Annotated in this window: 24 protein-coding genes; 10 read left to right on the top strand and 14 right to left on the bottom strand. The window is 67.1% G+C overall.

Annotation, left to right across the window (positions count from 1 at the left end):
- Nucleotides 1-30: 30 nt before the first annotated feature.
- The 4 genes from ACS0OT_RS01595 to ACS0OT_RS01610 all read left to right on the top strand — a co-directional run bounded on the left by ACS0OT_RS01595 (nt 31) and on the right by ACS0OT_RS01610 (nt 3,620).
- Entirely contained in the window at nt 31-600 is a 570-nt protein-coding gene (locus ACS0OT_RS01595; protein ID WP_005415005.1) for a hypothetical protein, read from the top strand.
- Nucleotides 601-610: 10 nt separating this feature from the next.
- Complete coding sequence (locus tag ACS0OT_RS01600; protein WP_164093479.1) at nt 611-1,774, top strand: COX15/CtaA family protein; 1,164 nt, start codon at nt 611-613, stop codon at nt 1,772-1,774.
- A 4-nt stretch (nt 1,775-1,778) separates the two neighbouring features.
- Nucleotides 1,779-2,672, top strand: coding sequence for a heme o synthase (gene cyoE, locus ACS0OT_RS01605; RefSeq protein WP_049416773.1), 894 nt, complete (start codon nt 1,779-1,781; stop codon nt 2,670-2,672).
- Nucleotides 2,673-2,813: 141 nt separating this feature from the next.
- Nucleotides 2,814-3,620 carry a calcium-binding protein gene (locus ACS0OT_RS01610; protein WP_442256011.1) on the top strand — a complete coding sequence of 269 codons (807 nt, stop codon included), beginning with the start codon at nt 2,814-2,816 and terminating at the stop codon, nt 3,618-3,620.
- A gap of 115 nt (nt 3,621-3,735) precedes the next feature.
- Here ACS0OT_RS01610 and ACS0OT_RS01615 read toward each other — a convergent pair whose 3' ends face one another.
- The 6 genes from ACS0OT_RS01615 to rpsU all read right to left on the bottom strand — a co-directional run bounded on the left by ACS0OT_RS01615 (nt 3,736) and on the right by rpsU (nt 8,883).
- Entirely contained in the window at nt 3,736-4,707 is a 972-nt protein-coding gene (locus tag ACS0OT_RS01615; protein WP_139726642.1) for a bile acid:sodium symporter family protein, read from the bottom strand.
- A gap of 28 nt (nt 4,708-4,735) precedes the next feature.
- Nucleotides 4,736-5,236 carry a beta-lactamase hydrolase domain-containing protein gene (locus tag ACS0OT_RS01620; protein ID WP_442256012.1) on the bottom strand — a complete coding sequence of 167 codons (501 nt, stop codon included), beginning with the start codon at nt 5,234-5,236 and terminating at the stop codon, nt 4,736-4,738.
- Nucleotides 5,237-5,263: 27 nt separating this feature from the next.
- The gene (dnaG, locus tag ACS0OT_RS01625; RefSeq protein WP_065179430.1) at nt 5,264-7,003 is read right to left on the bottom strand and encodes a DNA primase; all 1,740 of its coding nucleotides are present in this window, start codon (nt 7,001-7,003) and stop codon (nt 5,264-5,266) included.
- A gap of 61 nt (nt 7,004-7,064) precedes the next feature.
- Complete coding sequence (locus tag ACS0OT_RS01630; RefSeq protein ID WP_065186699.1) at nt 7,065-7,985, bottom strand: YihY/virulence factor BrkB family protein; 921 nt, start codon at nt 7,983-7,985, stop codon at nt 7,065-7,067.
- A gap of 105 nt (nt 7,986-8,090) precedes the next feature.
- Nucleotides 8,091-8,534, bottom strand: coding sequence for a GatB/YqeY domain-containing protein (locus tag ACS0OT_RS01635; protein WP_065179428.1), 444 nt, complete (start codon nt 8,532-8,534; stop codon nt 8,091-8,093).
- Nucleotides 8,535-8,667: 133 nt separating this feature from the next.
- Nucleotides 8,668-8,883: a 30S ribosomal protein S21 gene (rpsU, locus tag ACS0OT_RS01640; protein WP_002808376.1), complete on the bottom strand. Its 216-nt coding sequence runs from the start codon at nt 8,881-8,883 to the stop codon at nt 8,668-8,670.
- A gap of 166 nt (nt 8,884-9,049) precedes the next feature.
- Here rpsU and tsaD point away from each other — a divergent pair, with 166 nt between their 5' ends.
- Nucleotides 9,050-10,075: a tRNA (adenosine(37)-N6)-threonylcarbamoyltransferase complex transferase subunit TsaD gene (gene tsaD, locus ACS0OT_RS01645; RefSeq protein WP_021202939.1), complete on the top strand. Its 1,026-nt coding sequence runs from the start codon at nt 9,050-9,052 to the stop codon at nt 10,073-10,075.
- Nucleotides 10,076-10,108: 33 nt separating this feature from the next.
- Here the strand turns inward: tsaD and ACS0OT_RS01650 are convergent, their stop codons facing one another.
- On the bottom strand, nt 10,109-10,774 hold the full coding sequence (locus tag ACS0OT_RS01650) for a hypothetical protein (protein ID WP_164230278.1): 666 nt from the start codon (nt 10,772-10,774) through the stop codon (nt 10,109-10,111).
- Between the two features lie 359 nt (nt 10,775-11,133).
- Between ACS0OT_RS01650 and folB the strand changes: the two genes are divergently transcribed.
- From folB to ACS0OT_RS01670, 4 genes are all read left to right on the top strand, one after another.
- Nucleotides 11,134-11,487: a dihydroneopterin aldolase gene (gene folB / locus ACS0OT_RS01655; protein WP_005415016.1), complete on the top strand. Its 354-nt coding sequence runs from the start codon at nt 11,134-11,136 to the stop codon at nt 11,485-11,487.
- Nucleotides 11,488-11,549: 62 nt separating this feature from the next.
- Nucleotides 11,550-12,821 (top strand): mechanosensitive ion channel family protein, encoded by a 1,272-nt coding sequence (locus ACS0OT_RS01660; RefSeq protein ID WP_005415017.1) that lies wholly within the window; start codon nt 11,550-11,552, stop codon nt 12,819-12,821.
- A gap of 128 nt (nt 12,822-12,949) precedes the next feature.
- Entirely contained in the window at nt 12,950-15,124 is a 2,175-nt protein-coding gene (locus ACS0OT_RS01665) for a glycoside hydrolase family 3 N-terminal domain-containing protein (protein WP_005415018.1), read from the top strand.
- A gap of 128 nt (nt 15,125-15,252) precedes the next feature.
- A complete protein-coding gene (locus tag ACS0OT_RS01670) occupies nt 15,253-15,807 on the top strand; it encodes a hypothetical protein (protein WP_065197312.1) in 555 nt (184 codons plus the stop codon).
- A 115-nt stretch (nt 15,808-15,922) separates the two neighbouring features.
- Here the strand turns inward: ACS0OT_RS01670 and ACS0OT_RS01675 are convergent, their stop codons facing one another.
- Nucleotides 15,923-17,089, bottom strand: a complete 1,167-nt coding sequence (locus ACS0OT_RS01675) for a PQQ-dependent sugar dehydrogenase (protein ID WP_065197313.1) — start codon at nt 17,087-17,089, stop codon at nt 15,923-15,925.
- Between the two features lie 169 nt (nt 17,090-17,258).
- Between ACS0OT_RS01675 and yiaA the strand changes: the two genes are divergently transcribed.
- Nucleotides 17,259-17,711, top strand: a complete 453-nt coding sequence (yiaA, locus tag ACS0OT_RS01680; protein WP_014645710.1) for an inner membrane protein YiaA — start codon at nt 17,259-17,261, stop codon at nt 17,709-17,711.
- Between the two features lie 100 nt (nt 17,712-17,811).
- Here yiaA and ACS0OT_RS01685 read toward each other — a convergent pair whose 3' ends face one another.
- The 6 genes from ACS0OT_RS01685 to ACS0OT_RS01710 form a co-directional block, all read right to left on the bottom strand.
- Nucleotides 17,812-18,135 carry a hypothetical protein gene (locus ACS0OT_RS01685; protein ID WP_005415023.1) on the bottom strand — a complete coding sequence of 108 codons (324 nt, stop codon included), beginning with the start codon at nt 18,133-18,135 and terminating at the stop codon, nt 17,812-17,814.
- 110 nt (nt 18,136-18,245) lie between these two features.
- Nucleotides 18,246-19,547: an APC family permease gene (locus tag ACS0OT_RS01690; protein ID WP_065179423.1), complete on the bottom strand. Its 1,302-nt coding sequence runs from the start codon at nt 19,545-19,547 to the stop codon at nt 18,246-18,248.
- Nucleotides 19,544-20,305: a L,D-transpeptidase family protein gene (locus tag ACS0OT_RS01695; protein WP_005415025.1), complete on the bottom strand. Its 762-nt coding sequence runs from the start codon at nt 20,303-20,305 to the stop codon at nt 19,544-19,546. Before ACS0OT_RS01695 ends, ACS0OT_RS01690 begins: the two co-directional genes overlap by 4 nt.
- Nucleotides 20,306-20,320: 15 nt before the next feature.
- Entirely contained in the window at nt 20,321-21,169 is an 849-nt protein-coding gene (locus ACS0OT_RS01700) for a MurR/RpiR family transcriptional regulator (RefSeq protein WP_053498690.1), read from the bottom strand.
- A gap of 598 nt (nt 21,170-21,767) precedes the next feature.
- Nucleotides 21,768-22,862 (bottom strand): dipeptide epimerase, encoded by a 1,095-nt coding sequence (locus tag ACS0OT_RS01705; protein ID WP_012478950.1) that lies wholly within the window; start codon nt 22,860-22,862, stop codon nt 21,768-21,770.
- Entirely contained in the window at nt 22,859-24,298 is a 1,440-nt protein-coding gene (locus tag ACS0OT_RS01710; protein WP_235646306.1) for an SH3 domain-containing protein, read from the bottom strand. The genes ACS0OT_RS01705 and ACS0OT_RS01710 overlap by 4 nt, the downstream gene beginning before the upstream one ends.
- Nucleotides 24,299-24,340 lie beyond the last annotated feature (42 nt).

Genomic DNA, 24,340 nt, shown 5'->3' on the forward strand with positions numbered 1-24,340 from the left:
CGTTTACCCAACCATGAGAAAATGCCCCACATGAACACTGCTACGTCCCCGCAGGCGCGCGGCTCCGGCCGCCGGACCCTGGTGCTGCTGTTTGCCGTGTTCTTCGGGGCGATGGCGCTGGCCGCGGTATTGCGCTTCTCCGGCTGGCAGCCCACCGGCCACCGCAATGCGGGACAGCTGCTGAAGCCGCCGGTCGATCTGCGCCAGCAGACGCCGACCCTGGCCAGCGGCCAGCCCTATCCTTGGAACCCCGAGGCCCGCACCTGGCGCCTGCTGGTGGCACCGGCCGGTGCCTGCGACGCGCAGTGCGTCACTTTGTCGCAGGGACTGGGCAAGGTGTGGCAGCTGTTCGGCCATAACGCCGATAATGTCGAGATCCTGTGGCTGGGTACGCCACCGGCGTCGATCGCCTCGCTGCCCGCGCTGCGGCCGCTGGCTCCGTCGCCAGCCCTGCGCGCGGCGTTGCCGGGCGTCGATGATCCGGCGGGACTGCCGGTCTACGTGATCGATCCGAACGGCTTCGTGATCATGCGCCATGCCCCGGGTTCCGACCTGGGTGGCCTGCGCAAGGACATGGCCACGTTGCTGAAACTGAAGTGAGTCCCGTTTGATGAGCCTTTCCGCGCGTCCGGCGCTGCACCGCAATTTCCACCGCCTGGCGTGGTTCGCCATGATCATGACCGCGAGCACGATCATGTTCGGTGCGTTCGTACGCCTGTCCGATGCCGGCCTGAGCTGCCCGGACTGGCCGACCTGCTATGGCCAGGCCACCTGGCCGCAGCACGTGGAAGAGACCATCGGCCACCCGGCGGCGGATATCCGCCCGCTGGAGACCCACAAGGCCTGGCGTGAGCAGGTGCACCGCTTCCTGGCCGGCGCGCTGGGCATCGAGATCCTGACCCTGGCCCTGCTGGCCACGCGCAAGCGCCGCTTTGGGACCACGGCAGTGGTGACCGCCTGCGTACTGGTGGCCGCTGGCATACCGCTGTACATGATGGGCTGGCATGGCACCGCCAGCGCATTGGCTCTGGTCGGCGAGGCGATCCTGCTGATCGCCGCGCTGCGCTGGAGCAACATCGACCTGGCACGCGCTGCACTGCTGACCCTGGCGGTGGTGATCTTCCAGGCCCTGCTGGGCATGTGGACGGTGACCCTGCTGCTCAAGCCCATCGTGGTGATGGGCCATCTGCTGGGCGGCATGCTGATGTTCGCGCTGCTGGCCTGGATGGCCTGGCGTGCGACGCACATGCCGATCACTCTGGCCGAGGCACCGAAGCTGAAGTGGCTGCTGCGCATCGGCCTGGCGGTGCTGGTCACCCAGATCGCACTCGGCGGCTGGGTCAGTGCCAACTACGCGGCGCTGGCCTGCGGCGGCGGCAGTGCATCGCTGGACAACTTCCCGCGCTGTGCCAACCAGTGGTGGCCGCAGCACAACTTCGTCGAAGGCTTCACCCTGTGGCGTGGCATCGGCGTGGACTACGAAGGCGGCGTGCTGGATGGTGCCTCGCGTATCGCCATCCAGATGGCGCACCGCCTGTTCGCGGTGGTGGTGGCCATCTACCTGCTGTGGCTGGGCGTGCGCCTGTTCCGGTTGCCGAGCATGCGCGGCTGGGCCAGCGCGCTGATCGCGCTGCTGGTGCTGCAGGTCACCCTCGGCATCCTCAATGTGAAGCTGGCGCTGCCACTGGAAGTGGCCGTGGCCCACAATGGCGTGGCCGTTGCCCTGTTGTTCGTGCTGGTCAGCCTGCTGGCCCGCCTGCGCGCCCCGGACTGATTCCATGTTTTCCAACTACCGCCAGTACTGGGACCTGACCAAGCCCAAGGTCGTCGCCCTCATTGTCTTCACTGCCCTGGTCGGCATGGTCCTGGCTATTCCGGGCGTGCCCAGCTGGGAGCAGGTGCGCGCCGGCCTGCTCGGCTTCCTCGGCATCTGGCTGGCCGCTTCGGCGGCCGCCGCGATCAACCAGTTGCTGGATGCGCACATCGATGCGCAGATGGCACGCACGTCGTGGCGCCCGCTGGTGGTCGGCAAGGTCAAGCCATGGCAGGTGCTGGTGTTCGCCGGCGTGCTGATCGTGCTGTCGATGACCATCCTGGTGCTGTGGGTGAACCTGATCACTGCGGTGCTGACCTTCGCCTCGCTGATCGGCTACGCGGTGATCTACACCGTGTACCTGAAGCGTGCGACCTCGCAGAACATCGTCATCGGTGGCCTGGCCGGCGCGATGCCGCCGATGCTGGGCTGGGCTGCGGTGACCGGCATGCAGGGCTCGTCGGACTGGGCGTACTCGTCGCTGCTGGTGCTGATCATCTTCATCTGGACGCCGCCGCACTTCTGGGCGCTGGCGATCTTCCGCCGCGAAGACTATGCCAAGGCGGAGATCCCGATGCTGCCGGTGACCCACGGCGTGGCGCACACCCGCAAGCAGATCATGGTGTATTCGGTGGTGCTGGCGCTGGTCTGCCTGTTGCCCTACCTGGTGGGCATGAGCGGTGCGTTCTACCTGGGCGGCGCGATCGTGCTCAATGCCGTGTTCCTCTGGTACGCCTGGCGCATGCTCGACCCACCGGATGAGCTGTTCTCGATGAAGATGTTCTATTACTCCATCGTGTACCTGATGGCGCTGTTCGCCTTCCTGCTGGTCGACCACTGGATCCTGCCCTGGTTGTGAAGCACCACCTGTAGAGCCGAGCCCATGCTCGGCTGAGGGGGGATTGGAAGAGCAGCCGAGCGTGGGCTCGGCTCTGCACTTGATCTCTTCCAGCGGCGTCGCCATTGCTGTTCCTGACCCCAAGGAAAGGAGCGAGCAGGGATGCATACGATCTTCCGTTGGACCACCGCGCTGATTCTGGCGCTGGGCATGGCCGTGACCGCGCATGCCGACGACACCGCCGCGCAGATCCACCAGCACGCCGGTGATCACCGCCTGCTGGTGCTGGGCGAATTCCATGGAACCCGCGAGACGCCGCTGCTGGTGCGGCAGCTGGTGGATGACTACAGCCGCACCAGGCCGGTCCTGCTGGCGCTGGAACTGCCACGCGGGGAAACCTCCACGCTGCGCGATTACCTGACTTCCGATGGCGGGGAGAAGGCACGCCAGCATCTGCGCGGGCGTGCGTTCTGGACCGTGCGCGATGACCAGCATGATGGCCGTCGCAGCCGCGACATGCTGGCAATGATCGAAAGCCTACGCGTGCTGAAGTCGCAGGGACGTGTTATCGACGTCGTTGACTATGACGTCAACGCCAGCAAAGGCGGCAACCAGGTACGCGATGACCTCATGGCAGCCGAGTTGCGGCGGCTCTATCGAGGCCTACCGGCCAATGCGCGCATGCTGGTGCTGACTGGTAACGTGCACGCGATGCTGCAAAGGCCGCAAGGTATGCCGCCAGAAATGCAGATGCATCCGATGGCGTCGCAGCTGCGGGACCTGGATATCTACAGCGTACGGTTGGGCGCGCAACGTGGTCAGACGTGGGGATGCGCGGGCGGTTGCATGGCGCGGCCACTTCGAGAGCAGGTTGCCACGGGGCCGCGGGTCGCTGCCGGTGCGGAACGGCCGTACGACCTATGGGTATGGATGCCGGAACTGAGCGTCGGGACGCTGGTGGATCCGTAGCGTCAGGCAAACCATCCACGCATGGCGTGGATCTACTCCGGATCACAGGTGTCAGCCGAGCGCGGGCTCGGCTCTACAACAGATCCACGCCATGCGTGGATGTCCTCCCGTCGGGTCAGGGCGCGCGCTTCGCGTACCGCTGCGCGATCACGCCGCAGACGATGAGCTGGATCTGGTGGTAGATCATCACCGGCAGCACGATGGCGCCGAGGCTGCCGCCGGCGAACAGCACCTTGGCAATCGGCACGCCGGTGGCCAGGCTCTTCTTCGAGCCGCAGAACACGATGGCGATCTCGTCCTCGCGGTTGAAACGCAGGCGGCGGGCGATGAAGGTGATCAGCGGCATGGCGATGCCGAGCAGCACGGCGGCCACGACCGCCACGGCCAGCAACGAGAGCAGCGGCGTCTTGCTCCACAGTCCTTCGGTCACCGCCTCGCCGAACGCCGAATACACCACCAGCAGGATCGTGCCCTGGTCGGTGTAACGCAGCAGCGCGCGCTGCTTTTCCACCCAGCCGGCAATCCACGGCCGCAGCAGGTGGCCGGCCACGAACGGCACCAGCAGCTGCAGCATGATGCCGCCGATCGCATGCAGCGGGTCGTGCACGCCGCCGGAGGTGCCCGCCAGCGCGGTCAGCAGCAGCGGGGTCAGGAATACGCCGAGAATGCTCGACAACGAGGCACTGCACACCGCTGCGGGCACGTTGCCATGCGCCATCGAGGTGAACGCGATGGACGACTGCACGGTGGAGGGCAGGGTGCACAGGAACAGCACGCCCAGGTACAGCTCCGGGGTCAGCAGCCAGCCCGATAGCGGCTTGAACATCAGCCCGAGCAGCGGGAACAGGAGGAAGGTGCAGGCGAGGATGGTCAGGTGCAGCCGCCAGTGCAGCATGCCGCCAATGATCGACTCACGTGGCAGGCGCGCGCCATGCAGGAAGAACAGTGCAGCGATGGCGACGGTGGTGACATCGTCCAGGACGATGGCGGCGGCGCCCCTCATCGGCAGCAGGGAGGCCAGGCCGACGGTGCACAGCAGGGCGAGGGTGAAGTTGTCCGGTCGCAGGCGCGACCACCAGCGGGTCATGGTGGGCAGAGTCCTTGGTGCGGAGGGTTCAGGGTGAGGTGATCGGCGTGGCCAGGCGTTGGCGGGTGGCGGCTTCCAGCGAGGTCAGGCCAGCACGCTGGCCCAGCTGAAGGGCCTGTTCGGGGCTGGCATGTTCGTAGCGTGCGTTGACCAGGCCGAGCACGGCGCCGGCGCGGTTGCCGGACGCACAGTGCAGCAGCACAGGCCCCTGGCTCTGCCGCAGGGCCTGGTGCACGGCGCGCACGTTGGCGGCATCGAGCCCCTCGGCACCGGCCACCGGAATGTGCACGTAGCGCAGGCCCAATGATTCGGCAACGCGCGTTTCGTCGAACCCCCGGTCCTCGCCGGGCTGGCGCAGGTCGATCACGGTGCGCACGCCCTGCGCGGCAAGTTCGCCCAGTTGTGCGGCGGAGGGCTGGCCGCCGGCATACAGGCCCGGGCGGACTTCATTGAGCGGGCCATCTGCGGCCAGGGCCGCCAGTGGCAGGCAGAGCGACAACAACAGCAGGCAGGGCAGGCGCAGCAGCATGGTCCTCTCCGTGAAAACGTTCTGCCGCTACAGGCGCAGCCCGGCGCGGGCCTTCAGCAGCTCGCGCAGTTCGTATTTGTCAGTATCATCCAGGCCCTGCTGGCGCTGCTTTGCCAACAACTCCTCCAGACGTTGCACCAGCAGCTGTTTCTCCAACTGGGCCACGGCATCGTGCAGTTCCTGGGTCCAGCTGGCCTCGGTGCCGGGCAGCGTCTGAGCGGCCAGCGTATGCAGCGACGCCTGTTCCTCGCGGCCGTCGAAGTGTTCCAGCAGGGCGCCGGTGCTGATGTCCGGGCGTTGTTCGACCAGCCCCAGCAGTTCCAGCAGCAGCTCCACGCCCGGCAGTCGCAGGCCCTGGAAGTGATGCTTTCCGCCCAGGGTCAGCGCCAGCGACGGCTGCTGCAGCAGCACGGCGATCGCGCCGCGCACCAGGCTGCGCTTGGCCACCGGCTGGATCGTCCGATGTGGCTGGCGTTGCGGCACCGGCGCGCGCGTGGCCTGGGCTGTGCCACCGAGGCCGGTCAGCTGCGCCAGCTGCTGCTTCATCAGGTCGCCGAAGGCACCGTCGGGAATCTGCGCCAGCATCGGCTTTGCGCGTTCGGCCAGGCGCGCCTTGCCGTCCAGCGTGCCCAGGTTGATCTCGCGGGTCAGTTCATCGAAGAAAAACTGCGACAGCGGCGTGGCCTGCTTCAGGCGCTCGTTGAAGGCCTCGGCGCCTTCCTTGCGCACGATGCTGTCCGGGTCCTCGCCATCGGGCAGGAACAGGAAGAAGGCCTGGCGGCCATCCTTCATGCGCGGCAGCACCGACTCCAGCGCCTTCCAGCCGGCGCGGCGGCCTGCGGCGTCGCCGTCGAAGCAGAAGAACACGTCCGGTGCGTTGCGGAACAACAGCTCGGCGTGGTCCGGCGTGGTCGCCGTACCCAGCGTGGCCACCGCCTGGGTGACGCCGAACTGGAACAGCGAAACCACGTCCATGTAGCCCTCGACCACGATCAACCGCTCGATCTTCTGGTTGGCCTGGCGCACCTGCCACAGGCCGTACAGTTCGCGGCCCTTGTGGAACAGCGCGGTTTCGGGCGAGTTGAGGTACTTGGGGCCGTCGTCCTTCTCGAACACGCGCCCGCCGAAGGCGATCACCCGGCCACGGCGGTCGAAGATCGGGAACATGACCCGGTCACGGAACTTGTCGTAGACGTGGCCGCGATCGTTCTTGGAAAACAGGCCGGCGCGGTCGAGCAGCTTCATGCGCCGCTCGTCCTTGCCGAGCGCGTCGCGCAGGCCGCTGTAGCCGTCCGGCGCGTAGCCGATCTGGAAGCGCGCGCGGTTCGCTTCGTCCACGCCACGGCTTTCCAGATACGCGCGTGCCTTCTCGCTGCCTTCGAGGTTCTTCTGGAAGAACCTGGTGGCGGCGTCCAGCGCCGAATACAGCTCGCGGCTGTCGTCCTGCTGCTGCGGGCTGCGCGGATTCTCGTTGCGCGGCACTTCCATGCCGGCGCGCTTGGCCAGTTCATCCACCGCGTCGAGGAACTCGAGGCGGTCGTAGTTCATCAGGAAGCTGATCGCGGTGCCGTGCGCGCCGCAGCCGAAGCAGTGATAGAACTGCTTGGTCGGCGAGACCGTGAACGAGGCCGAGCGCTCGTCATGGAACGGGCAGCGTGCGGCGTATTCCTTGCCCTGGCGCTTCAACGGCACGCGGCTGCCCACCACCTCGACGATGTCGGTGCGGGCCAGCAGGTCGTCGATGAAAGCGTCGGGAATACGGGCCATGGGCAACAGGGCAGGGCGCGGTACAGGACCACGCGACGGAACCGGGGGCGGTTGCCCTAGTTTACCCCCTGTCGGGCACCTGGCTGGCGGTGGCCGGATCGATGCCGGCGGCGGCCAGGTGATGGCGCGCGCGCAGGCGCTCATCGATCACCGCGGTCATCAGCGCGCCAACGAAGAAGACCACGGTCGCGTAATAGATCCAGACCAGTGAGATCACCAGCGCGCCCATCGAGCCGTAGGCACTGCCGGGGGCCACGGTGGCGATGTAGACGCCGATGCCGTAGCGGCCCAGTGCGAACAGTGCCGAGGTGATGGCACCGCCGATGAAGGCCTGGCGCCATGCCACGCGGCGGTCGGGCAGGTAGTGGTACATGAAGGCGAACCCCACCGCGTACAGCAGCAGGCTGGTGACGTACCCCAGCGCGGGGAGGATCGAGGGCAGTTGCGCGAAGGCCACCTGCAGTACCGTGGTGGCAGTCATCGACAGGATCAGCAGGAAGCCCAGGGCCAGCACCACGCCGAACGAGAACACACGCTTGCGCAGCCAGGCCTTGATGCCCTCCAGGCGCTCGCCACTGGTGCGGAAGATCAGGTTGAGCGCGTTCTGCAGCTGCGCGAACACGGCGGTGGCGCCGACGAACAGCAGCAGCGTGCTCCACAGCCCCGCCAACGAGCCGACGTCGGGCTGGTTGTCGGCGTTCTTCAGGACGGTTTCGGCCACCGTAGCCGCGCTGCTGCCAGCCACCGAGCTGATCTGGTCGATCAGCGCCTGCTGTGCCGGCGGGTACAGCGAAGCGGTCAACCACAGCAGCAGCACCAGCAGCGGGGCCATCGACAGCAGGGCGTAGAAGGAAACGGAGGCGGCCTGGGTCAGCACGTCGACGTCGATGAAGCGCTTGGCCACCGCCATCGGAAAGCTGTCCTGCAGGCGCTTGAGGTACTTGTGCAGGGACACGGGAACGTTGGGCTCGGGTTCAACCATGGGTGTGGTTGTAGCAGGCGACCGACGAAGGTGCGGTGAAGCGGGTGCATCAATGGGGTCAGAGCCCTTTCGCGTTGCGAAAGGGATCCGACTCCGTGTACCGGATTACGCCAGCTGCTGCTTGACCAGCTTGGACACCAGGCCCATGTCGGCCTGGCCAGCGAGCTTGGGCTTCAGTGCGCCCATCAGCTTGCCCATGTCGGCCGGGCCGGAGGCGCCGGTCTCGGCGATGGCGGCCTGGATGGCGGCCACGATCTCGTCTTCGCCCATCTTGGCCGGCAGGTAGGCTTCGATGACCACGATCTCGGCGCGCTCGATCTCGGCCAGGTCTTCGCGGTTGGCCGCTTCGTACTGGCTGACCGAGTCCTTGCGCTGCTTGACCATCTTGTCGAGCACGGCGATCACGGCGGTGTCGTCCAGTTCGATGCGCTCGTCCACTTCGCGCTGCTTGATGGCGGCATTGATCAGGCGGATCACGCCCAGCTTGTGCTTCTCGCCCGCCTTCATGGCGGCCTTCATGTCTTCGGTGAGCTGCTGCTTCATGCTCATGAGGAACCTCGTGGTGGTAGGTGGGGCGGGGCGGATGCCCGAACCCGGAAACGCAAAAAGCCGGCGACGCTCGCGCGTGCCGGCTTCGGCTCCATCGCGACGGGCAGGCCCGCCGCAATGAAAATGCGTCCGATCAGTACAGGCGCTGACGCTTGGTGACGTCGCGCGACGAGCGGCGCAGCTGACGCTTCACAGCAGCGGCGGCCTTGCGCTTGCGCTCCTGGGTCGGCTTTTCGTAGAACTCGCGCTTGCGGGTTTCGGCCAGCACACCGGCCTTTTCGCAAGTGCGCTTGAAGCGGCGAAGAGCAAACTCGAAGGGCTCGTTCTCGCGGACTTTGACGCTGGGCATGGAATCTCCGGGACACAGTAGAACCGGGTCACGCCCGGCGAGCCGCACATTATAGCGGCGAATCGACAAACTGCAAGCGGCCAACCCTGAATACGGGCCGGCGGTTCGAAAGCAGTGAGATCTGCACGTCCCCCGAGGGGGCGGCAGGGGCGTCATAATAGCAGGCATGCGAGTCCTTGGCATCGAATCTTCCTGTGATGAGACCGGCGTGGCGGTGTATGACACCGACCTGGCCGGCAGCGCGGCCCTGCGCGCCCATGCGGTCTACAGCCAGATCGCCCTGCACGCCGAATACGGTGGCGTGGTGCCCGAGCTGGCCAGCCGCGACCACGTCCGCAAGCTGCTGCCACTGGTACGCCAGACCCTGGCCGACGCCGGCCTGGGCGTGGGCGATATCGATGGCGTCGCCTATACGGCCGGTCCCGGCCTGGTCGGCGCGCTGCTGGTCGGCGCCGGCGTGGCCCGATCGCTGGCCTGGGCGCTGGAGGTTCCGGCCGTCGGCGTACACCATATGGAAGGCCACCTGCTGGCTCCGCTGATGGAAGACGACCCGCCGGAAGCGCCGTTCGTGGCGCTGCTGGTGTCCGGTGGCCATACCCAGCTGGTGGCGGTGGACGCGATCGGCCAGTACCGCCTGCTGGGCGAAACCCTGGACGATGCGGCTGGCGAGGCCTTCGACAAGACCGCCAAGCTGATGGGCCTGCCGTATCCGGGCGGCCCGCAGCTGGCCAGGCTGGCCGAGCAGGGCACGCCGGGCGCGTACCGCTTCGCGCGGCCGATGACCGACCGCCCGGGGCTGGATTTCAGCTTCTCCGGCCTGAAGACCCAGGTCCTGATGGCCTGGCGCGACAGCGACCAGAGCGAGCAGACCCGCGCCGACATTGCCCGGGGCTTTGAGGACGCGGTGGTCGAGACCCTGTCGATCAAGTGCGAGCGCGCGCTGGAAGCGGCCGGGACCAATGTGATCGTGGTGGCCGGCGGTGTAGGTGCCAACAAGCGCCTGCGCGCCCGCCTGCAGCAGATGGCCGAGCGCCTCGGCGGCCGCGCCTGCTTCCCGCGGCCTGCACTGTGCACCGACAACGGCGCGATGATCGCCTTCGCTGGCGCGCTGCGGCTGCAGGCTGGCCAGCACAGCCCGCCGAAGGTGGATGTGACCCCGCGCTGGGACATGGCGACCCTGCCGGCGGTGTGAACCGGTAGCGTCGGGCCACGGCCGGCGGACGCATTACCGATGCACTACCAACGGCGACGCCGCCCATACCGTCGTCGCCCGCTCATGGCGCTGCAGCCACCCCAGGGTGTGCGGGCAGCGCGCATGGATCAGCCGCCCGATCGCGGCCAGATCGGCGCCGATGTCGCGCTCGAGGATGGGCTCGTGATGGGCGATGCGGTTGCGCAGGTGGCGGATGCGTCCGATATCCGCATGGATGGCTTTCCTGACGGCACTGGGATGAGCAGAGGGAGCATGCTGCAGAACCCTGCTGAGTGCGGGTATCCAAAGCGTGGAGTCGAAGCGACAGGTGAAGAGCTGCTGCCAGAACACCATCGGCAGGTTGGCGACGATCCCAGGTGTATCGGTTACGCGGCTGGCAAGGTGTTCCAGTACCGTGCGCGGAGAAGTACTGGATGAGGTTGGCAGCCTCCGTCGGAAGGCACCATTCCAGGGCCAACGCGGGCCATGCTGCCTGGCGAGCACAGCTGCAGCGGCGTTACGGGTGACCACTTCGCACAGATGGACCGGCATCATCAGTGCACTGCACATCCGCATGTTCCACAGGTACAGGGATTCGGCTGTGACGTCGGGGCTGCAGGTCGATGCGATTCTCTCGTAAGTAGACAGACGCTCCGCTGACAACGCGCGCCGCAGTACATCGTATGGAGCCATCGTCATGTGCGGTGGTGAAGGAGGGATCGATGTTCGCGAGAGTGGGCGGCGGCGACCATCAGGGAACGTCGTTGTCCGCGCGGCTGATTTTCTGCGTTTTGCCTCGGACGAATACCTGACCTGCCCTGTCGGAATTGGCCTTGACCGGCGATCTGGTCCTTGCCTAATCTGCGTGCCTGCGCCACCGGGACTCGCGGCTGGATTCCAGCTCCCCCCGGGGACAAACGGTAGTACCAAAGGGCCCTGCTAGTGGGGCCCTTTGTTTTTTCCGGCGCCGTCTCCCTGTCGGCCGCTCACCGCCCGTTCCGGGCAGGGTCACCGCCGTGCCGTTACCATGGCCGCCTGTATTGGCGCTGGTAACCGCAATGGACAAGGTTTTCATCGAGGGGCTGACGATCGACGCCCTGATCGGTATCTACGATTGGGAGCGACGGATCCGCCAGGACCTGGTGTTCGACCTGGAAATGGGCTTCGACAACCGTCGCCCTGCGGCCACCGACGACATCGCCCACACCCTGAACTACAAGGCGGTGAGCAAGCGCCTGGAGCAGTTCGTGCGCGAGTCGGAGTTCGGCCTGGTCGAGACGCTGGCCGAGCGCTGCGCGCAGATCGTGCTGGACGAATTCGACGTGAAGTGGCTGCGCCTGAAGCTGAGCAAGCCGGGCGCGGTGCGCGGCGCTCGCGCGGTGGGCGTGATCATCGAACGCTCGCGGGACTGATCCGGTAAATCCGGCCGCCGGCCGGCAACCCCAACAACAACGACAAAGCAAGGAGACAACGGATGGTGGATGCGGTGGTGGCGGTACAGTGGCTGGAACGGCTGCAGAACACACTGGAACCCTATCCCGGCGCCTACCTGGCGTTGATGATCTCGGCGCTGCTGATCGCCGCCGGCCTGGCCAATTGGGTGACCAAGCGCATCCTGCTGCGTGGCCTGCGGCGCCTGTTGCAGCGCCTGCCAGGTGCCGAGTCCGGCCGCGGCAGCCACTTGATGCGGGTGATTTCGCGCCTGTCCAACGTGGTGCCCAGCCAGGTGATCGCTTCGGGCATCACCCTCATCCCCGACCTGCCGCCCAGCCTGGTCAACGTCATCATCAAGCTGTGCATCGTGTGGGCCGTACTGACGGTGTCGATGGCGTTCTCGCATGCGCTGGACGCGGCCAACAGCCTGTACGAGCGCAAGCCCGATGCGCGCAACAAGCCGATCAAGGGCTACCTGCAGGTGGTCAAGATCGTGGTGTTCGTGGCCGCCGGCCTTTCCATCGTCGCCACCCTGCTTGGGGTGAAGCTGGGCCCGCTGGTGACCGGCCTTGGCGCCGCCACCGCGGTGCTGATGCTGATCTTCCAGGACACCATCCTGTCGCTGGTGGCCAGCGTGCAGATCAGTGGCGATGGCCGCGTGCGCATCGGCGACTGGATCGAGATGCCCAGCCAGAACGCCGACGGTGACGTCATCGACATCGCCCTGCACACCATCACCGTGCAGAACTTCGACAAGACCATCACCACCATCCCGACCAAGAAGCTGGTGACCGAGTCGTTCAAGAACTGGCGCGGCATGCAGGAGGCCGGTGGCCGCCGGATCAAGCGCGCGCTGTACCTGGACCAGCACAGCGTCGGCTTCCTCGACGACGGCGACCTGGCCTTCCTCGGCGAATTCGCGCTGCTGCGCGACTACCTGCGTGAGAAGGAACAGGAGCTGGGGCAGTGGAACGGGCGCCTGCGCGAGCAGGGCGTGGCTGAGGTCAACAGCCGCCGCGTGACCAACCTGGGCACCTTCCGCGCCTACGTGGAGCGCTACCTGCGCAGCCACCCGGGCATCCATACCGACATGACCCTGCTGGTGCGGCAGCTGCAGCCCACCACCGAAGGCCTGCCGCTGGAGCTGTACTGCTTCACCCGCAGCACCGCCTGGAGCGAGTACGAGGCCGTGCAGTCGGACATCTTCGACCACCTGCTGGCGATTCTGCCGGCGTTCGGCTTGCGGGTGTTCCAGGCCTCCAGCGATGCCATGTTGATGGCCGGGCAGCGCCAGATGGCCGGCTCGGAGTAAGCTGCGGTGCTCCCGGTGGGACCATACGGGCCCCGCTGTTGGCTGAAACTGAACGAAGAAACCTCTCGCCAAATGGCTCGGGATCGCTAGAATGCCGGGCTTGTAAACGTTTTCATCAAGGACTGCCGGTGGCCTCCGATCGCATCGAATCCCTCATTGCCCAGATGACCGTCGAGGAAAAGGTCGGCCAGCTGGGTGTCTTCGCGGACATGGTCCGCCCGTTCGCCCCGGACGTGAACCCGGAAGCCAACGTGCGCAATGCCGACCAGGTGCTGCAGCAGGTGCGCGAGGGCAAGGTCGGCTCGCTGTTCAATGGCGTGGGCGCCGAGCTGGGCCGCCGCATCCAGCAGGTCGCCACCGAGGAGAGCCGCCTGGGCATCCCGGTGATCCTGGCCGCCGACGTCATCCACGGCATGCGCACCGTGTTCCCGATTCCGTTGGGCGAGGCCGCCAGCTTCGAGCCGGACCTGGCCGAGCGCACCGCGCGCGCCACCGCCATCGAAGCCACCGCTGCCGGCCTGCACTGGACCTATGCCCCGGCCGTGGACATCGCCCGCGACCAGCGCTGGGGCCGGGGTGCCGAAGGTGCCGGTGAGGACGTGGTGCTGGGTTGTGCGTTCGCCGCCGCCCGCGTGCGTGGCTTCCAGGGCAGCGACCTGCGCGCCGCCGATTCGCTGCTGGCCACGCCGAAGCACTTCGCCGCCTACGGCGCGGTGATGGCCGGCATGGAATACAACATGGTGGACATCTCGCCGCAGACCCTGCGCGATGTGCATCTGCCGCCGTTCAAGGCCGCCTTCGAGGCCGGCGCGATCACCGTGATGTCCTCGTTCAATGACATCAACGGCGTGCCGGCCAGTGCCAACGCTGAACTGCTGACCGACATCCTGCGCGGCGAATGGAAGTTCCCGGGCGTGGTGATCTCCGACTACACCGCCGACATGGAGCTGGTCGCCCACGGCTATGCCGCCGACGACCGCGATGCCACCGCCAAGGCGTTCACCGCCGGCCTGGACCTGAGCATGCAGAGCGGCTTCTACGCCGAGCACCTGCCGGGCCTGGTCGAGAGCGGCGAAGTGCCGATGGCGGTGCTGGATGAAGGCGTGCGCCGCATCCTGTGGCTGAAGGAAACCATCGGCCTGTTCGACGACCCGTACCGTTCGCTGGACCCGGCGCGCGAAGCGGATACCTCGCATATCGCTGCGCATGATGAACTGTCGCGCGATGCCGCGCGCCGTTCGATCGTGCTGCTGAACAACCGCGACAACGTGCTGCCGCTGCAGAAGACCGGGCAGAAGATCGCGCTGATCGGCCCGTTCGTGCAGGACCGCGAGAACATCGAAGGCTGCTGGACGCTGTTCGGCGACAAGCAGCGTTACGTCGACCTGGAAACCGGCGTGCGTGCCGCCATCGGCGACGAAGCGCTGCTGGAAATCGTGCCGGGCTGCGAACTGGAAGCGGCCATTCCGGGCGGTACCGAAGCGGCGGTGGCTGCCGCGCTGCGCGCCGATGTGGTGGTGCTGGCGCTGGGCGAACCGCAGCGTTACAGCGGTGAAGCGCAATCGCGCGTGGAGATCACCCTGCCGCCGGCACAGCAGGCACTGGCCGAGGCCGTGGCGATGACCGGCAAGCCGCTGGTGGTGCTGCTGCGCAATGGCCGCGCGCTGGCGCTGCAGGGCGCGGTGCGCAATGCGCAGGCCGTGGCGGTGACCTGGTACCTGGGTACGCAGACCGGCCATGCCGTAGCTGATGTGCTGTTCGGTGACTACAGCCCGTCCGGCCGCCTGCCGGTCAGCTTCCCGCAGGTGTCCGGCCAGCAGCCGTACTTCTACAACCACCCGCGCACCGGCCGTCCGGAGCTGCCGACCATGTCGGAGTTCAAGGCCCGCTGGCGCGAGATTCCGAACGAGCCGCTGTACCCGTTCGGCCACGGCATCGGCTACACCACCTTCGCCTACGGCGTGCCGCAGCTGAGTGCTGTGCAGCTTGGCTGGGACGACACCCTGACCATCACCACCACGCTGACCAACAGCGGTGATGTGGCCGGGGAGGAAGTGGTGCAGTTGTACATCCACGACCGCGTGGCCAGCCGCGTACGTCCGGTGCGTGAGCTGAAGGACTTCCGCAAGGTGGCGCTGCAGCCGGGGGAGTCCGCCGACGTGGTGTTCACCCTGACCCGCGAGCAGTTGGCGTTCACCGGCCGCGATGGCGTGCTGCGTGCCGAGCCGGGCCAGTTCGACCTGTGGGTCTGCGCCTCGTCGGCCGCCGGCGAAGCCGTGCAGTTCGAACTGCTGAAGGCCTGATCAGAAAAAGGGGACGGAGGGGATTAAGTCGTTTGTGCCACTAACGACTTAATACCCTCCGTCCCCTTTTTGTTGCCGTCACTGTGGCGGCGCTACCATCGGGCTTCCTGTTTCGATGGAGTGCGCGTATGCGCCGGATGGCCTACCTGATTCCCGCTCTGCTGCTGGCGGCCTGTTCGCAGCCTGAGCCGCCGGCGCAGCCTGCGGCGGATGCGCCGCCGCCGATGGAAGCGAACGCGGCAGCGACGCCTGCCGCTGAACCGGCGGCGCCGGCTGCCGAACCTGCCGCCGCCGCACCGGCCGCACCGGCCGCGGAGGCGCCCGCCGAGGACGCGCGTGCGCGCATCGAATCGCTGCTCGGCGATGCCGCGCAGTTCGAGAAGGTCTTCAACGCGTTCAAGACCGCCGTGGTCGGCGGTGATCGTGCTGCGGTGGTCGAGCAAGTGCGCTTCCCGTTGAACATCAGCGACGGAAAGAAGATCACTGGCCCCGGTGAGTTCCAACGGAACTACGAGAAGATCATCACCCCGGCGGTGGTCAAGGCAGTGTCCGGGCAGGACTTCGGCAAGGTCTTCGTCAACCAGCAGGGCGTGATGATTGGCGATGGACAGGTGTGGTTGAACGGAACGTGCCTGGACAAGGCCTGCACGCAGACCGAGGTGAAGGTCATCACCATCCAGTGAACGCAGACGGCCCCGCACGCGGGGCCGTTTGGCAGGGTAGTGCCGGCCGCTGGCCGGCAACCGCCGGATGCCGGAAGGATCCAGGTGCCGGCCAGCGGCCGGCACTACCGGGGCATCAGGTCTTCGGGGTGAGCTTCAGCAGGCGCGCCTTGCTGCCGTCTTCCAGCAGCCACAGGGCGCCATCCGGGCCCTGTTCCACTTCGCGGATGCGCTCGCCCATGTTGAAGCGTTCGGCTTCGCGCGCGCTGTCGCCATCAAAGGCCACGCGCACCAGCGAGGTGGACGACAGGCCGCCGATGAAGCCGCTGCCCTTCCACTGCGGGAACAGGCTGCCGCTGTAGATCACGAAGCCGGCCGGCGAGATCACCGGCGTCCAGGTCACCTTCGGGGCGGCGAATTCCGGGCGGGTGTCGTGGTCGGGAATCGGACGGCCGTCGTAGTGGTTACCGTTGGAAACGATCGGGTAGCCGTAGTTGGCGCCACGCACGATCAGGTTCAACTCGTCGCCACCGGCGGGTCCCATCTCATGCGCCCACAGCTTGCCGTTGGCGTCGAAGGCCATGCCCAGGATGTTGCGATGGCCCAGCGACCACACCTGTGCGGCAACCCCGCCCTGTGAGGCGAACGGGTTGTCGGCGGGCAGGCTGCCATCGTCGTTGAGGCGGATGATCTTGCCGAGGTTGCCGCCCATGTCCTGGGCCGGATCGAACTTCTGGCGCTCGCTGGAACTGATCCACAGCTTGCCGTCCGGGCCGAACGCGAGACGATGCCCGTAGTGGCCCTCGCCGCTGACCTTGGGGCTCTGCCGCCAGATCACTTTCAGGTCCTTCAGCTGGCCACCCCCGTCGGCATCCAGTGCCAGCGTGGCCCGGGCCACCGCGGCACCGCGGGTGTCGAGCGTGCCTTCCTCGGCGTAGCTGACGTAAACAACATGATTCCGGGCGAAGTCCGGGTGCAGGATGATGTCGCCGAAGCCACCCTGGCCACCATAGGCGACCTTGGGAACGCCGGTGATTTCGTGCTTCTGCCCGTTGGCCGGGTCCAGGTGCTGCAGCGTGCCGCGCTTTTCGGTGACCAGCAGGCTGCCGTCGGGCAGGAAGGTCATCGCCCAGGGCTGGTCGAAGCGGCTGACTTCGGTGGCGGTGAACGGGCGCTGGTCGGTGGCGGTGGCTGCAGGCGCTGTGGCCTGGGCGGTACCCGAAGCCGGATCGGCGGCGTTGCAGGCGGAGGTGGCGAGGATCGGCACGAGGCCGAGGGCGAGCAGCAGGGGCGTACGGGTCATGGGTATCTCCAGGGCGGGGATGCGGATGGCCGGGCTGCCCCTTGTATACCACCGCAGCCGTTACCGTCGTGGCCCGAAGGTCCTGCGCCCCCCTGTGCGGCAGCGGCGGGATCGTCTAGGGTGGGCACGCCCGGGCAAAGCATGCCCGTCTGCCTGCCAAGGACCTGCAATGAATACTGCCATGCCTCACAAGCCCTCCACCGCCTTCATCGCCGCCTCGTGGGTGGCCCTGCTGCTGGGTGCGGCGGCGTACCTGATCGGCCTGTTCAATGCCACGATGGCGCTCAACGAGAAGGGCTACTACCTGACCCTGCTGCTGTTCGGCCTGTTCGCGGCGGTGTCGCTGCAGAAGAGCGTGCGCGACCGCGTCGAAGGCATTCCGGTCAGCGGCCTGTATTACGCGCTGTGCTGGTTCGCGTTGTTGTCGGCGCTGATGCTGCTGCTGGTCGGCCTGTGGAACGCCACGCTGGCACCCAGCGAGAAGGGCTTCTACGGCATGGCGTATGCCTTGTCGTTGTTCGGTGCGGTGGCTGTGCAGAAGAACACCCGCGACCTGATCGCCGCCGGTGGTGGCGAGAGCAAGCGCAGCGCGATCGTGCCGCCGCTGCCGGAACAGGAATGATTCGGTAGCGCCGAACCCATGCTCGGCTCAGCCGAGCATGGCTCGACCCTAAACGTGGGGCGAGAGCCGAGCGTAGGCTCGGCTCTACAGCAGCCTGGCGCTATCGCTTCAAGCGCGGATCCGCCAGCTGCGCTTCGTCCCAGCCACGGCGCACGGCGTTGCGTGCCTGCGCCCAGTCCAGGCGACTGCGGCCACGTTCGCTGGCCCAGCGCGATTCCAGTTCGCGCTCCACTTCCTCGTAGGCGCGGATCATGTCCTGCGCGCGCGCGGCATGGCCGATCCGGTAGGCCGGCTCGTAGTCCTCGAAGAACAGTTGGTCGTCGTAGTACGGCTCGGCGGTGTAGCGCTCGCGCCAATAGTCGCTGACCGCGTCGCGCGGCGTGCTGTCGTCCGGTACGCGGCCGGGAATCTGGTACTCGGTCATGAAAAGGCTCCGTTGTGGACGAAGCCTGATCGTGCCTGCGTGGCGGTTAACGGTCCGGTCCGACAGCGTGATCGCCAGATCAATCCGCCAGGCATGGCCCGGCGCTCCGTTCACCCGGCGTCCGCATCCTTGCGCGGCAGCGTGTAGATCACCGCGCCAATGACGAACGCGACCAGTGCAGCGGCGATGTTCTGCCAGCTGGCACTGGCGAACAGGGCCAGGCACAGCAGCAGCGCCAGCACCGGAATCAGCGGGCCACCGGGCAGCTTCAACGCGCCCGGGCGATCCGCGTAGCGCTTGGCCAGCACCAGGACGGCGGCAGCGGTGCCGATGTAGGCGAACAGGCGCGTGGTCATCGACAGCAGGGCGAGCTGCACGAACGAACCGGACAGCGCCAGTCCGAGCGCGATCAGGCCCTGGCACAGGATCGATGCGGCCGGCGTATGAAAGCGCGGATGCACCTGCGCCAGGATCTTCGGCCCGTAGCCATCGCGGGCCAGTGCGAACAGGAATCGCGGGCCCATCATCATCGTGTTGCTGTTGGTACCCAGGATGGAGATGGTCGCGCCGATGGTGAGGATCAGTGCCAGGGCCTCGCCGCCGAAACCGGCTGCGGCGTCGGCCAGCGGCGTGGCCGAGCTGGCCAGGCCGGCCAGCGTACCCTGCGCCACCACCTGCACCGCGCCATAGATGACGGTGACAGTGATGATCATGGTGATCAGCGCGAACGGAATATCGCGGCGTGGATTGCGGTACTCGCCGGCCGCGGCCGGGATGTTCTCGAAGCCGGCGTAGGCGTACAGCAGCAGCAGGGCGGCCTCGCCCATCCGTTGCAGGTCATGCGGGTCCGGGCGCTGGCCGGAGAAGGCCAGCTGTGGATCGATATAGAACGCGCCGATGGCCACGAACAGCAGCAGCGGCAGCATCTTGCCGATCACCAGCACCACGCCGGTGCGCGCGGCCGAGCGCACGCCGATGATGTTGACGCCGGTCAGGAAGCCCAGCGACACCACGATCACCGCGATGCGACCCATGCCGGCGCCGGCCCACGGCCAGAAGCGCGCGACCGCATCGGCCAGCGCGTTGCTCAATGCGGCCGCCGAGCTGATGCGGGTCAGCCAGATCATCCAGCCGATCTCGAACCCTGCGAAGCGGCCGAAGGCCTCGCGTGCGTAGAGGTAGCTGCCACCGGGTTCATCGAAGTAGCTGGCGGCCTGCGCGTAGCACAGCACCAGCAGCGCGACGACGATGCCAGCGGCGACCACGCCCCACAGGCTGAAGGGGCCGAGCAGGGCGACGGTGGCGGCCGGCAGCAGGTAGATACCGCTACCGATCACATCGTTGATCGACAGGCCGACGATCTGCCAGCGGCTGACCGCGCGCTGCAGCTGTGGTTCGTCCTGCGCGCTCAACGGGCGTCTCCGCTCAGCGCGGGCAGCTGCCACTGCACCTGCAGTCGCTGGTACTCGGTGCGCGGCAGCAGCACGAAGCGCGGCGTATCCTGCGGCCGCAGCCAGTCCAGCAGCGCCTGCATGCGCGCTTGTGGCATGGCGGTACAGCCGGCGGTGGCCTCCCCGGGCGTGCGCCACAGATGGGCGAAGATGCAGCTGCCCTTGCCGGGCTGGTTGTCCGGGTTGTGGGCGATGACGAAGCCCTCCCGGTAGCGCACGTCGCCCTTGTTGTGCAGATCCAGCCGCATCGGCTCGGTGGAGCCCTTGATCGCTGCACTGCCGACTTTCTTCTCATCGACGATGCGGTTGTAGAACGGCGAACCGGGCACGTCCATGCAGTAGCTGCTGTCCAGCATCGGCTGGTAAGGCATTGCGGTGCCGGGGCGTGTGACGGCATAGCCGAACGCACTGCCGAGCGCGAATATGCCGGCCGGGCTGCGACCGTCTCCTTCCTGCTTCTGCGGGCCATCGGCCTGTGCCGGATGCAGGCCCAGGCCCCAGGCGCTGCCGGTACGGCCGAGCGCCACCGGGAACGCCTGTCCGTGCGTGTGCCAGCCCTTGCCATCGCGCACATAGGCCTGCAGCTGCCCTTGGGTACTGTCCCAGCCATCGCTGGTGACCACGATCAGCTGGCGCGCGCCATCCAGCGGCGCCGCGTGAACGGACACCGTCGCAGCAAGCAGCAGCGCAGCGGTAGCGAGGCGAACCAGCGATTTCATCAACAGGTGCTCCGGTCAGGAATCCAGCAGGTGGTCGATCCGCTCCAGGTTCACCGCCAGCTGCTGCTGGCGGTCCGGATTGGTGTGGCAGAGCAGCACGAACAGGAAATCGAGCAGGGCGTGCATGGCGCTACGGTACAGCAGCTGCGCGACCTGCGGCGTGCGGTCGTGCGCGCAGACCGCCAGTGCCGCATCAGCGTGCGCGCGCAGCGGGTTGGCAGTGTGGCGGGTAATGGAAATCACCTTGCCACCCATGTCCTGGAACTGCCGCGACAGCTGCGAAAGCTGCGGCAGGTTGCCGAATTCGGAGAACACCAGCAGCACATCGCCGGGGCGTGCGGCCGACAGGTTGGCCAGCATCAGGATCGGGTCGGTGTGCGGCACGACCAGCAGGCCGAGCAGCGACAGCCGCATGGCGAACTCGCGGGCGAACAGGCCGTCGTCACCCAGGCCATGGACGAACAGCTTGGGTGCGCCGTCGAGCAGCTGCACGATGCGCTCGATCTCCTCGCGTGGATTGGCCTGGCGTGTTTCCTCCTCGGCCTGCGCCTTGCTGCGGCGCAGGGCCTCGCCCAGGCGCAGGTAGTCATCGCCGCTGTCGGGTTCGCTGGGCACCTGTTGTGGATCGGCACCGGCGCGGGCCACGTCCTGGCCGATCGAGTACTTCAGGTCCGGGTAGCCCTTGAAGCCGAGCTTCTGGCTGAACTTCACCACGCTGGACTGGCTGATGCCCAGCGCACTGGCCAGCTGCTGCGATGAGTAGTCGCGCAGCAGGTGGGCGTTGTCGAGGATGAAGTCGGCGATGCGGCGCTCGATGGCAGACATCTGCCCGCGCTCGGTGCGGATCTTCAGCAGGGGCGGCATGCGGGGCGTCCGGGCATGTGTAGGCGCGTTGCGGTTGGCAGCGTAGAGCAGATTATGTGGTGGGTCGGGTGGGTGGGGTTCGCGGGGGACGCCGTGAATTCGTCCATGGGGGCCTGGCCGCGCTTGCTCGTTTGCGCTGTCCTGCGCAAACGGCAAGACCGGGGTTGGGCGTCCTGCCCAACCCGCCCGAGGCATGCCTCGGGCCCATGGCGCGGACACCCCCGCAAGCCCCACCCGCCCGACCCCGGACAGATCGCGCGCGTGCCAGCCGCGAGGGGGATACGGGGTAGAGCAAAAGCAAGAGCAAAAGCATCCACGCATGGCGTGGATCCACGGGATGCAGTTGTTGCCTTTGACGTTGAGTCCGCCTTCAAGCGAGCCGAGCACCGCAGGTCCGGCGAGGGCGAAGAGGCGCGGGTGTCCGAGCGCAGCGAGTTCCCGCGCCGTCCCTCGACGGGCCGAGGAGCGCAGGGAACCGGTGCGTAGCACCGGCTCGCGGTCGGCGGAGCGTTTCTTTTGGTTACTTTTCTTTTCGCGAAAAGAAAAGTAACGCCCGACCCAACGTCAGTGGCACGCCAGGCCAACCGCAAGGCAGAAATCACCCCAGCATCTCCAGTCCACGCACTTCGGTGATACCCAGCCCCGGCACGTCGCTGATGCTGATCTCCGATTCGTTGAAATGCACGCCGCCGCTGACCGGATCGAACTGGCCCAGCGAGGGACCGTCGAGGTCGACCTTGGTGATCACATCGCTCTTGGCCACGGCCAGGTGCACGGCCGCGGCCACGCTGATGCTCGATTCGATCATGCAGCCGATCATGCACGGCACGCCGTAGATGCCGGCGATGTCGGCGATGCGGATCGCGTTGGAAAGGCCGCCGGTCTTCATCAGCTTGATGTTGATGATGTCGGCCGCGCGCTGCTGGATCAGGTCCATCACCTGGCTCGGGCTGAACACGCTCTCGTCGGCCATGACCGGCGTGTTGACGCGGTCGGTGACGTACTTCAGGCCGCTGATGTCGGCGGCCTTCACCGGCTGCTCCAGCAGCTCCAGTACCACGCCGGCTTCCTCCAGCGTGCGCATCGCATGCACCGCCTGCTTGGCGGTCCAGCCCTGGTTGGCGTCCAGGCGCAGCAGGGCGCGGCCCTCCACGGCGGCGTGGATCGCCTTGACCCGTTCGATGTCCAGTCCGATGTCCTTGCCGACCTTGATCTTCAACGACTCGAAGCCGCGTTCGATCGCCGACAACGAATCGGCCACCATCTTGTCGATGTAGTCCACGCTGATGGTGATGTCAGTGGTGATCACCGGGTCGCCGCCACCGAGCATCTGGTACAGCGGGGCACCGTGCAGCTGCGCCCACAGGTCGTACAGCGCGATCTCCACCGCGGCCTTGGCGCTGGTGTTGCGCTCCATCGCGGTCTGCACCAGCGTGCACAGGTGGTTGAGGTTGACCACGTCCTGGCCGATTAGGCGCGGGGCGATGAAGTGGCGGATCGCTTCGATGATCGAGCCGTGGGTATCACCGGTGATCACCGCTGTAGCCGGTGCCTCGCCGTAACCGGTGTGACCGGTGTCGGTGCGGATCAGCACCACCACGTCTTCCACGGTCTCCACCGTGCGCAGCGCGGTCTTGAACGGTGTCTTCAACGGCACGCGCAGCATGCCCAGTTCGATGGCGGTGATCTTCATTCAGGAGTCTTGGCCCGCAGGCGCTGGATGTTGGTGATGCGGTCGATGTAGCGGACGGTGTCGCTGGCCATCATCGGCTCCAGCGGCGTGACCGAAACACCATTGAGATGGGCCTGCACGCGTTTGCCGTCGGTACCGAACCAGCTGCCGCCCGCCGTATCGTGGATGACCCAGGTGCGGCCGTCGACGTGGCCGATGGCCATCATCACATGACCGGGAATGTAGACCAGGTCGCCCACCTGCAGGCTGGCGACGGCACGGTCGCGCACCGCCTTGCCGTCCTTGCCGGTGAACGGCAGGCGGTCCAGCGCCGGACTGACCGCCTGCGCGCTGGTATTGCGCGGCAGCAGCACGCCGAAGCTGCGGTAGATCTCGGAGACGAAACCGCTGCAGTCGCGGGTGTCGTAGTCGTGGCCCCAGCCGTAGCGTTCGCCGAGGAACTTGAAGCCCTGCTGCAGCAACAGGCGCGGGGTCAGCGGCAGGTAATCGGCGGCGGTGTCCTGCGAGCGCGGCAGCAGCGCCGGCACCAGCTTCAATCGGCCATCGGCCTCGCGTACCGGCAACTGCACCACCCACGAGGCGTGGGCCTGCTGGCCGTTCACCGGCTCTGACGCGGGCCAGTCGGCCAGCACCGGCAGGCGCACGCCCATGTCCAGCTGCAGGCGCGAGACGCGCGGCTCCTCCGGGGTATGGGCGGTCTGCGCGGTGGCGCCGGTGACGATCCGGTACGGTCCCTTCGCGCCGTAGCCGAGCACCGTGGCCTTGTCGCCGCTGGCGATGGCGTCGGCTTCGATCCACGCGCTGTAGCGCTCGCTGTGCACGAACAGCCAACGGCCATCGGTACTGCGATGGACCACGGCCACCTTGTCGCCGGGGAACAGTGCCGATTCCTGGAAGCGGTCGATGTCGGTGTCACCGACGGTGCTGAAGACGCGCTCGCGGGTGGGGAAGGTGCGCAGCGCGGCACGCTTCACCACCAGCCCATACTGCGGTGCCACCTGTGTGGGAATCGCATCGAGGCCGAGGTTGGCTTCGATAGTGCTGCGCAGCGCGGGTGCGATCGCCTGGCCCTTGTCGTTGTAGAGGGCGCGGGTGGGCCAGCTCGACAGCGCGGTGATGCTGGCGCGAACCGTCGCCGCATCAAGCTGGGCGGGCAGTGTGGCGATGTCCTGGATGTGGCTGTCCTGCGCCCGCATCCGCGCGTTCTGTGCTTCGATCTGCGCGCGATCCAGAATCGGCGCGTCGGCGTTGTCCAAGCGCGCGGCCCAGTACTGCGGGGTCAGATAGGCCTCGTGCAGGCCGATCACATAGGGCAGCGGCGCACCCGGGTCGGGCGGTGGGGCCGCCTGTGCAAAGGCCGGGGCGGCCAGCAGGCACAGGGCCAGGGCCAAGCGGCGCGGCCAATGCCGGTGCCGTTCGCGGAAAGCCAGGCTCATGCGGTGCACACCCTCCTCGAATGCCTGTTGGAATATTTATTC

Source organism: Stenotrophomonas maltophilia group sp. RY12688, from assembly GCF_052149045.1.
GTDB classification, from domain to species: Bacteria; Pseudomonadota; Gammaproteobacteria; order Xanthomonadales; family Xanthomonadaceae; genus Stenotrophomonas; species Stenotrophomonas sepilia.

Excerpts from the sequence above, each read along its gene's own strand:
- folB (WP_005415016.1), top strand. The coding sequence starts at position 11,134 with ATGGACAAGGTTTTCATCGAGGGGCTGACGATCGACGCCCTGATCGGT.
- ACS0OT_RS01705 (WP_012478950.1), bottom strand. The coding sequence starts at position 22,862 with ATGAAGATCACCGCCATCGAACTGGGCATGCTGCGCGTGCCGTTGAAG.
- ACS0OT_RS01710 (WP_235646306.1), bottom strand. The coding sequence starts at position 24,298 with ATGAGCCTGGCTTTCCGCGAACGGCACCGGCATTGGCCGCGCCGCTTG.
- ACS0OT_RS01670 (WP_065197312.1), top strand. The coding sequence starts at position 15,253 with ATGCGCCGGATGGCCTACCTGATTCCCGCTCTGCTGCTGGCGGCCTGT.
- rpsU (WP_002808376.1), bottom strand. The coding sequence starts at position 8,883 with ATGCCCAGCGTCAAAGTCCGCGAGAACGAGCCCTTCGAGTTTGCTCTT.
- ACS0OT_RS01635 (WP_065179428.1), bottom strand. The coding sequence starts at position 8,534 with ATGAGCATGAAGCAGCAGCTCACCGAAGACATGAAGGCCGCCATGAAG.
- yiaA (WP_014645710.1), top strand. The coding sequence starts at position 17,259 with ATGAATACTGCCATGCCTCACAAGCCCTCCACCGCCTTCATCGCCGCC.
- ACS0OT_RS01610 (WP_442256011.1), top strand. The coding sequence starts at position 2,814 with ATGCATACGATCTTCCGTTGGACCACCGCGCTGATTCTGGCGCTGGGC.
- ACS0OT_RS01595 (WP_005415005.1), top strand. The coding sequence starts at position 31 with ATGAACACTGCTACGTCCCCGCAGGCGCGCGGCTCCGGCCGCCGGACC.
- cyoE (WP_049416773.1), top strand. The coding sequence starts at position 1,779 with ATGTTTTCCAACTACCGCCAGTACTGGGACCTGACCAAGCCCAAGGTC.
- ACS0OT_RS01675 (WP_065197313.1), bottom strand. The coding sequence starts at position 17,089 with ATGACCCGTACGCCCCTGCTGCTCGCCCTCGGCCTCGTGCCGATCCTC.
- ACS0OT_RS01660 (WP_005415017.1), top strand. The coding sequence starts at position 11,550 with ATGGTGGATGCGGTGGTGGCGGTACAGTGGCTGGAACGGCTGCAGAAC.
- ACS0OT_RS01700 (WP_053498690.1), bottom strand. The coding sequence starts at position 21,169 with ATGCCGCCCCTGCTGAAGATCCGCACCGAGCGCGGGCAGATGTCTGCC.
- ACS0OT_RS01630 (WP_065186699.1), bottom strand. The coding sequence starts at position 7,985 with ATGGTTGAACCCGAGCCCAACGTTCCCGTGTCCCTGCACAAGTACCTC.
- tsaD (WP_021202939.1), top strand. The coding sequence starts at position 9,050 with ATGCGAGTCCTTGGCATCGAATCTTCCTGTGATGAGACCGGCGTGGCG.
- ACS0OT_RS01620 (WP_442256012.1), bottom strand. The coding sequence starts at position 5,236 with ATGCTGCTGCGCCTGCCCTGCCTGCTGTTGTTGTCGCTCTGCCTGCCA.
- ACS0OT_RS01695 (WP_005415025.1), bottom strand. The coding sequence starts at position 20,305 with ATGAAATCGCTGGTTCGCCTCGCTACCGCTGCGCTGCTGCTTGCTGCG.
- ACS0OT_RS01615 (WP_139726642.1), bottom strand. The coding sequence starts at position 4,707 with ATGACCCGCTGGTGGTCGCGCCTGCGACCGGACAACTTCACCCTCGCC.
- ACS0OT_RS01600 (WP_164093479.1), top strand. The coding sequence starts at position 611 with ATGAGCCTTTCCGCGCGTCCGGCGCTGCACCGCAATTTCCACCGCCTG.
- dnaG (WP_065179430.1), bottom strand. The coding sequence starts at position 7,003 with ATGGCCCGTATTCCCGACGCTTTCATCGACGACCTGCTGGCCCGCACC.
- ACS0OT_RS01685 (WP_005415023.1), bottom strand. The coding sequence starts at position 18,135 with ATGACCGAGTACCAGATTCCCGGCCGCGTACCGGACGACAGCACGCCG.
- ACS0OT_RS01650 (WP_164230278.1), bottom strand. The coding sequence starts at position 10,774 with ATGACGATGGCTCCATACGATGTACTGCGGCGCGCGTTGTCAGCGGAG.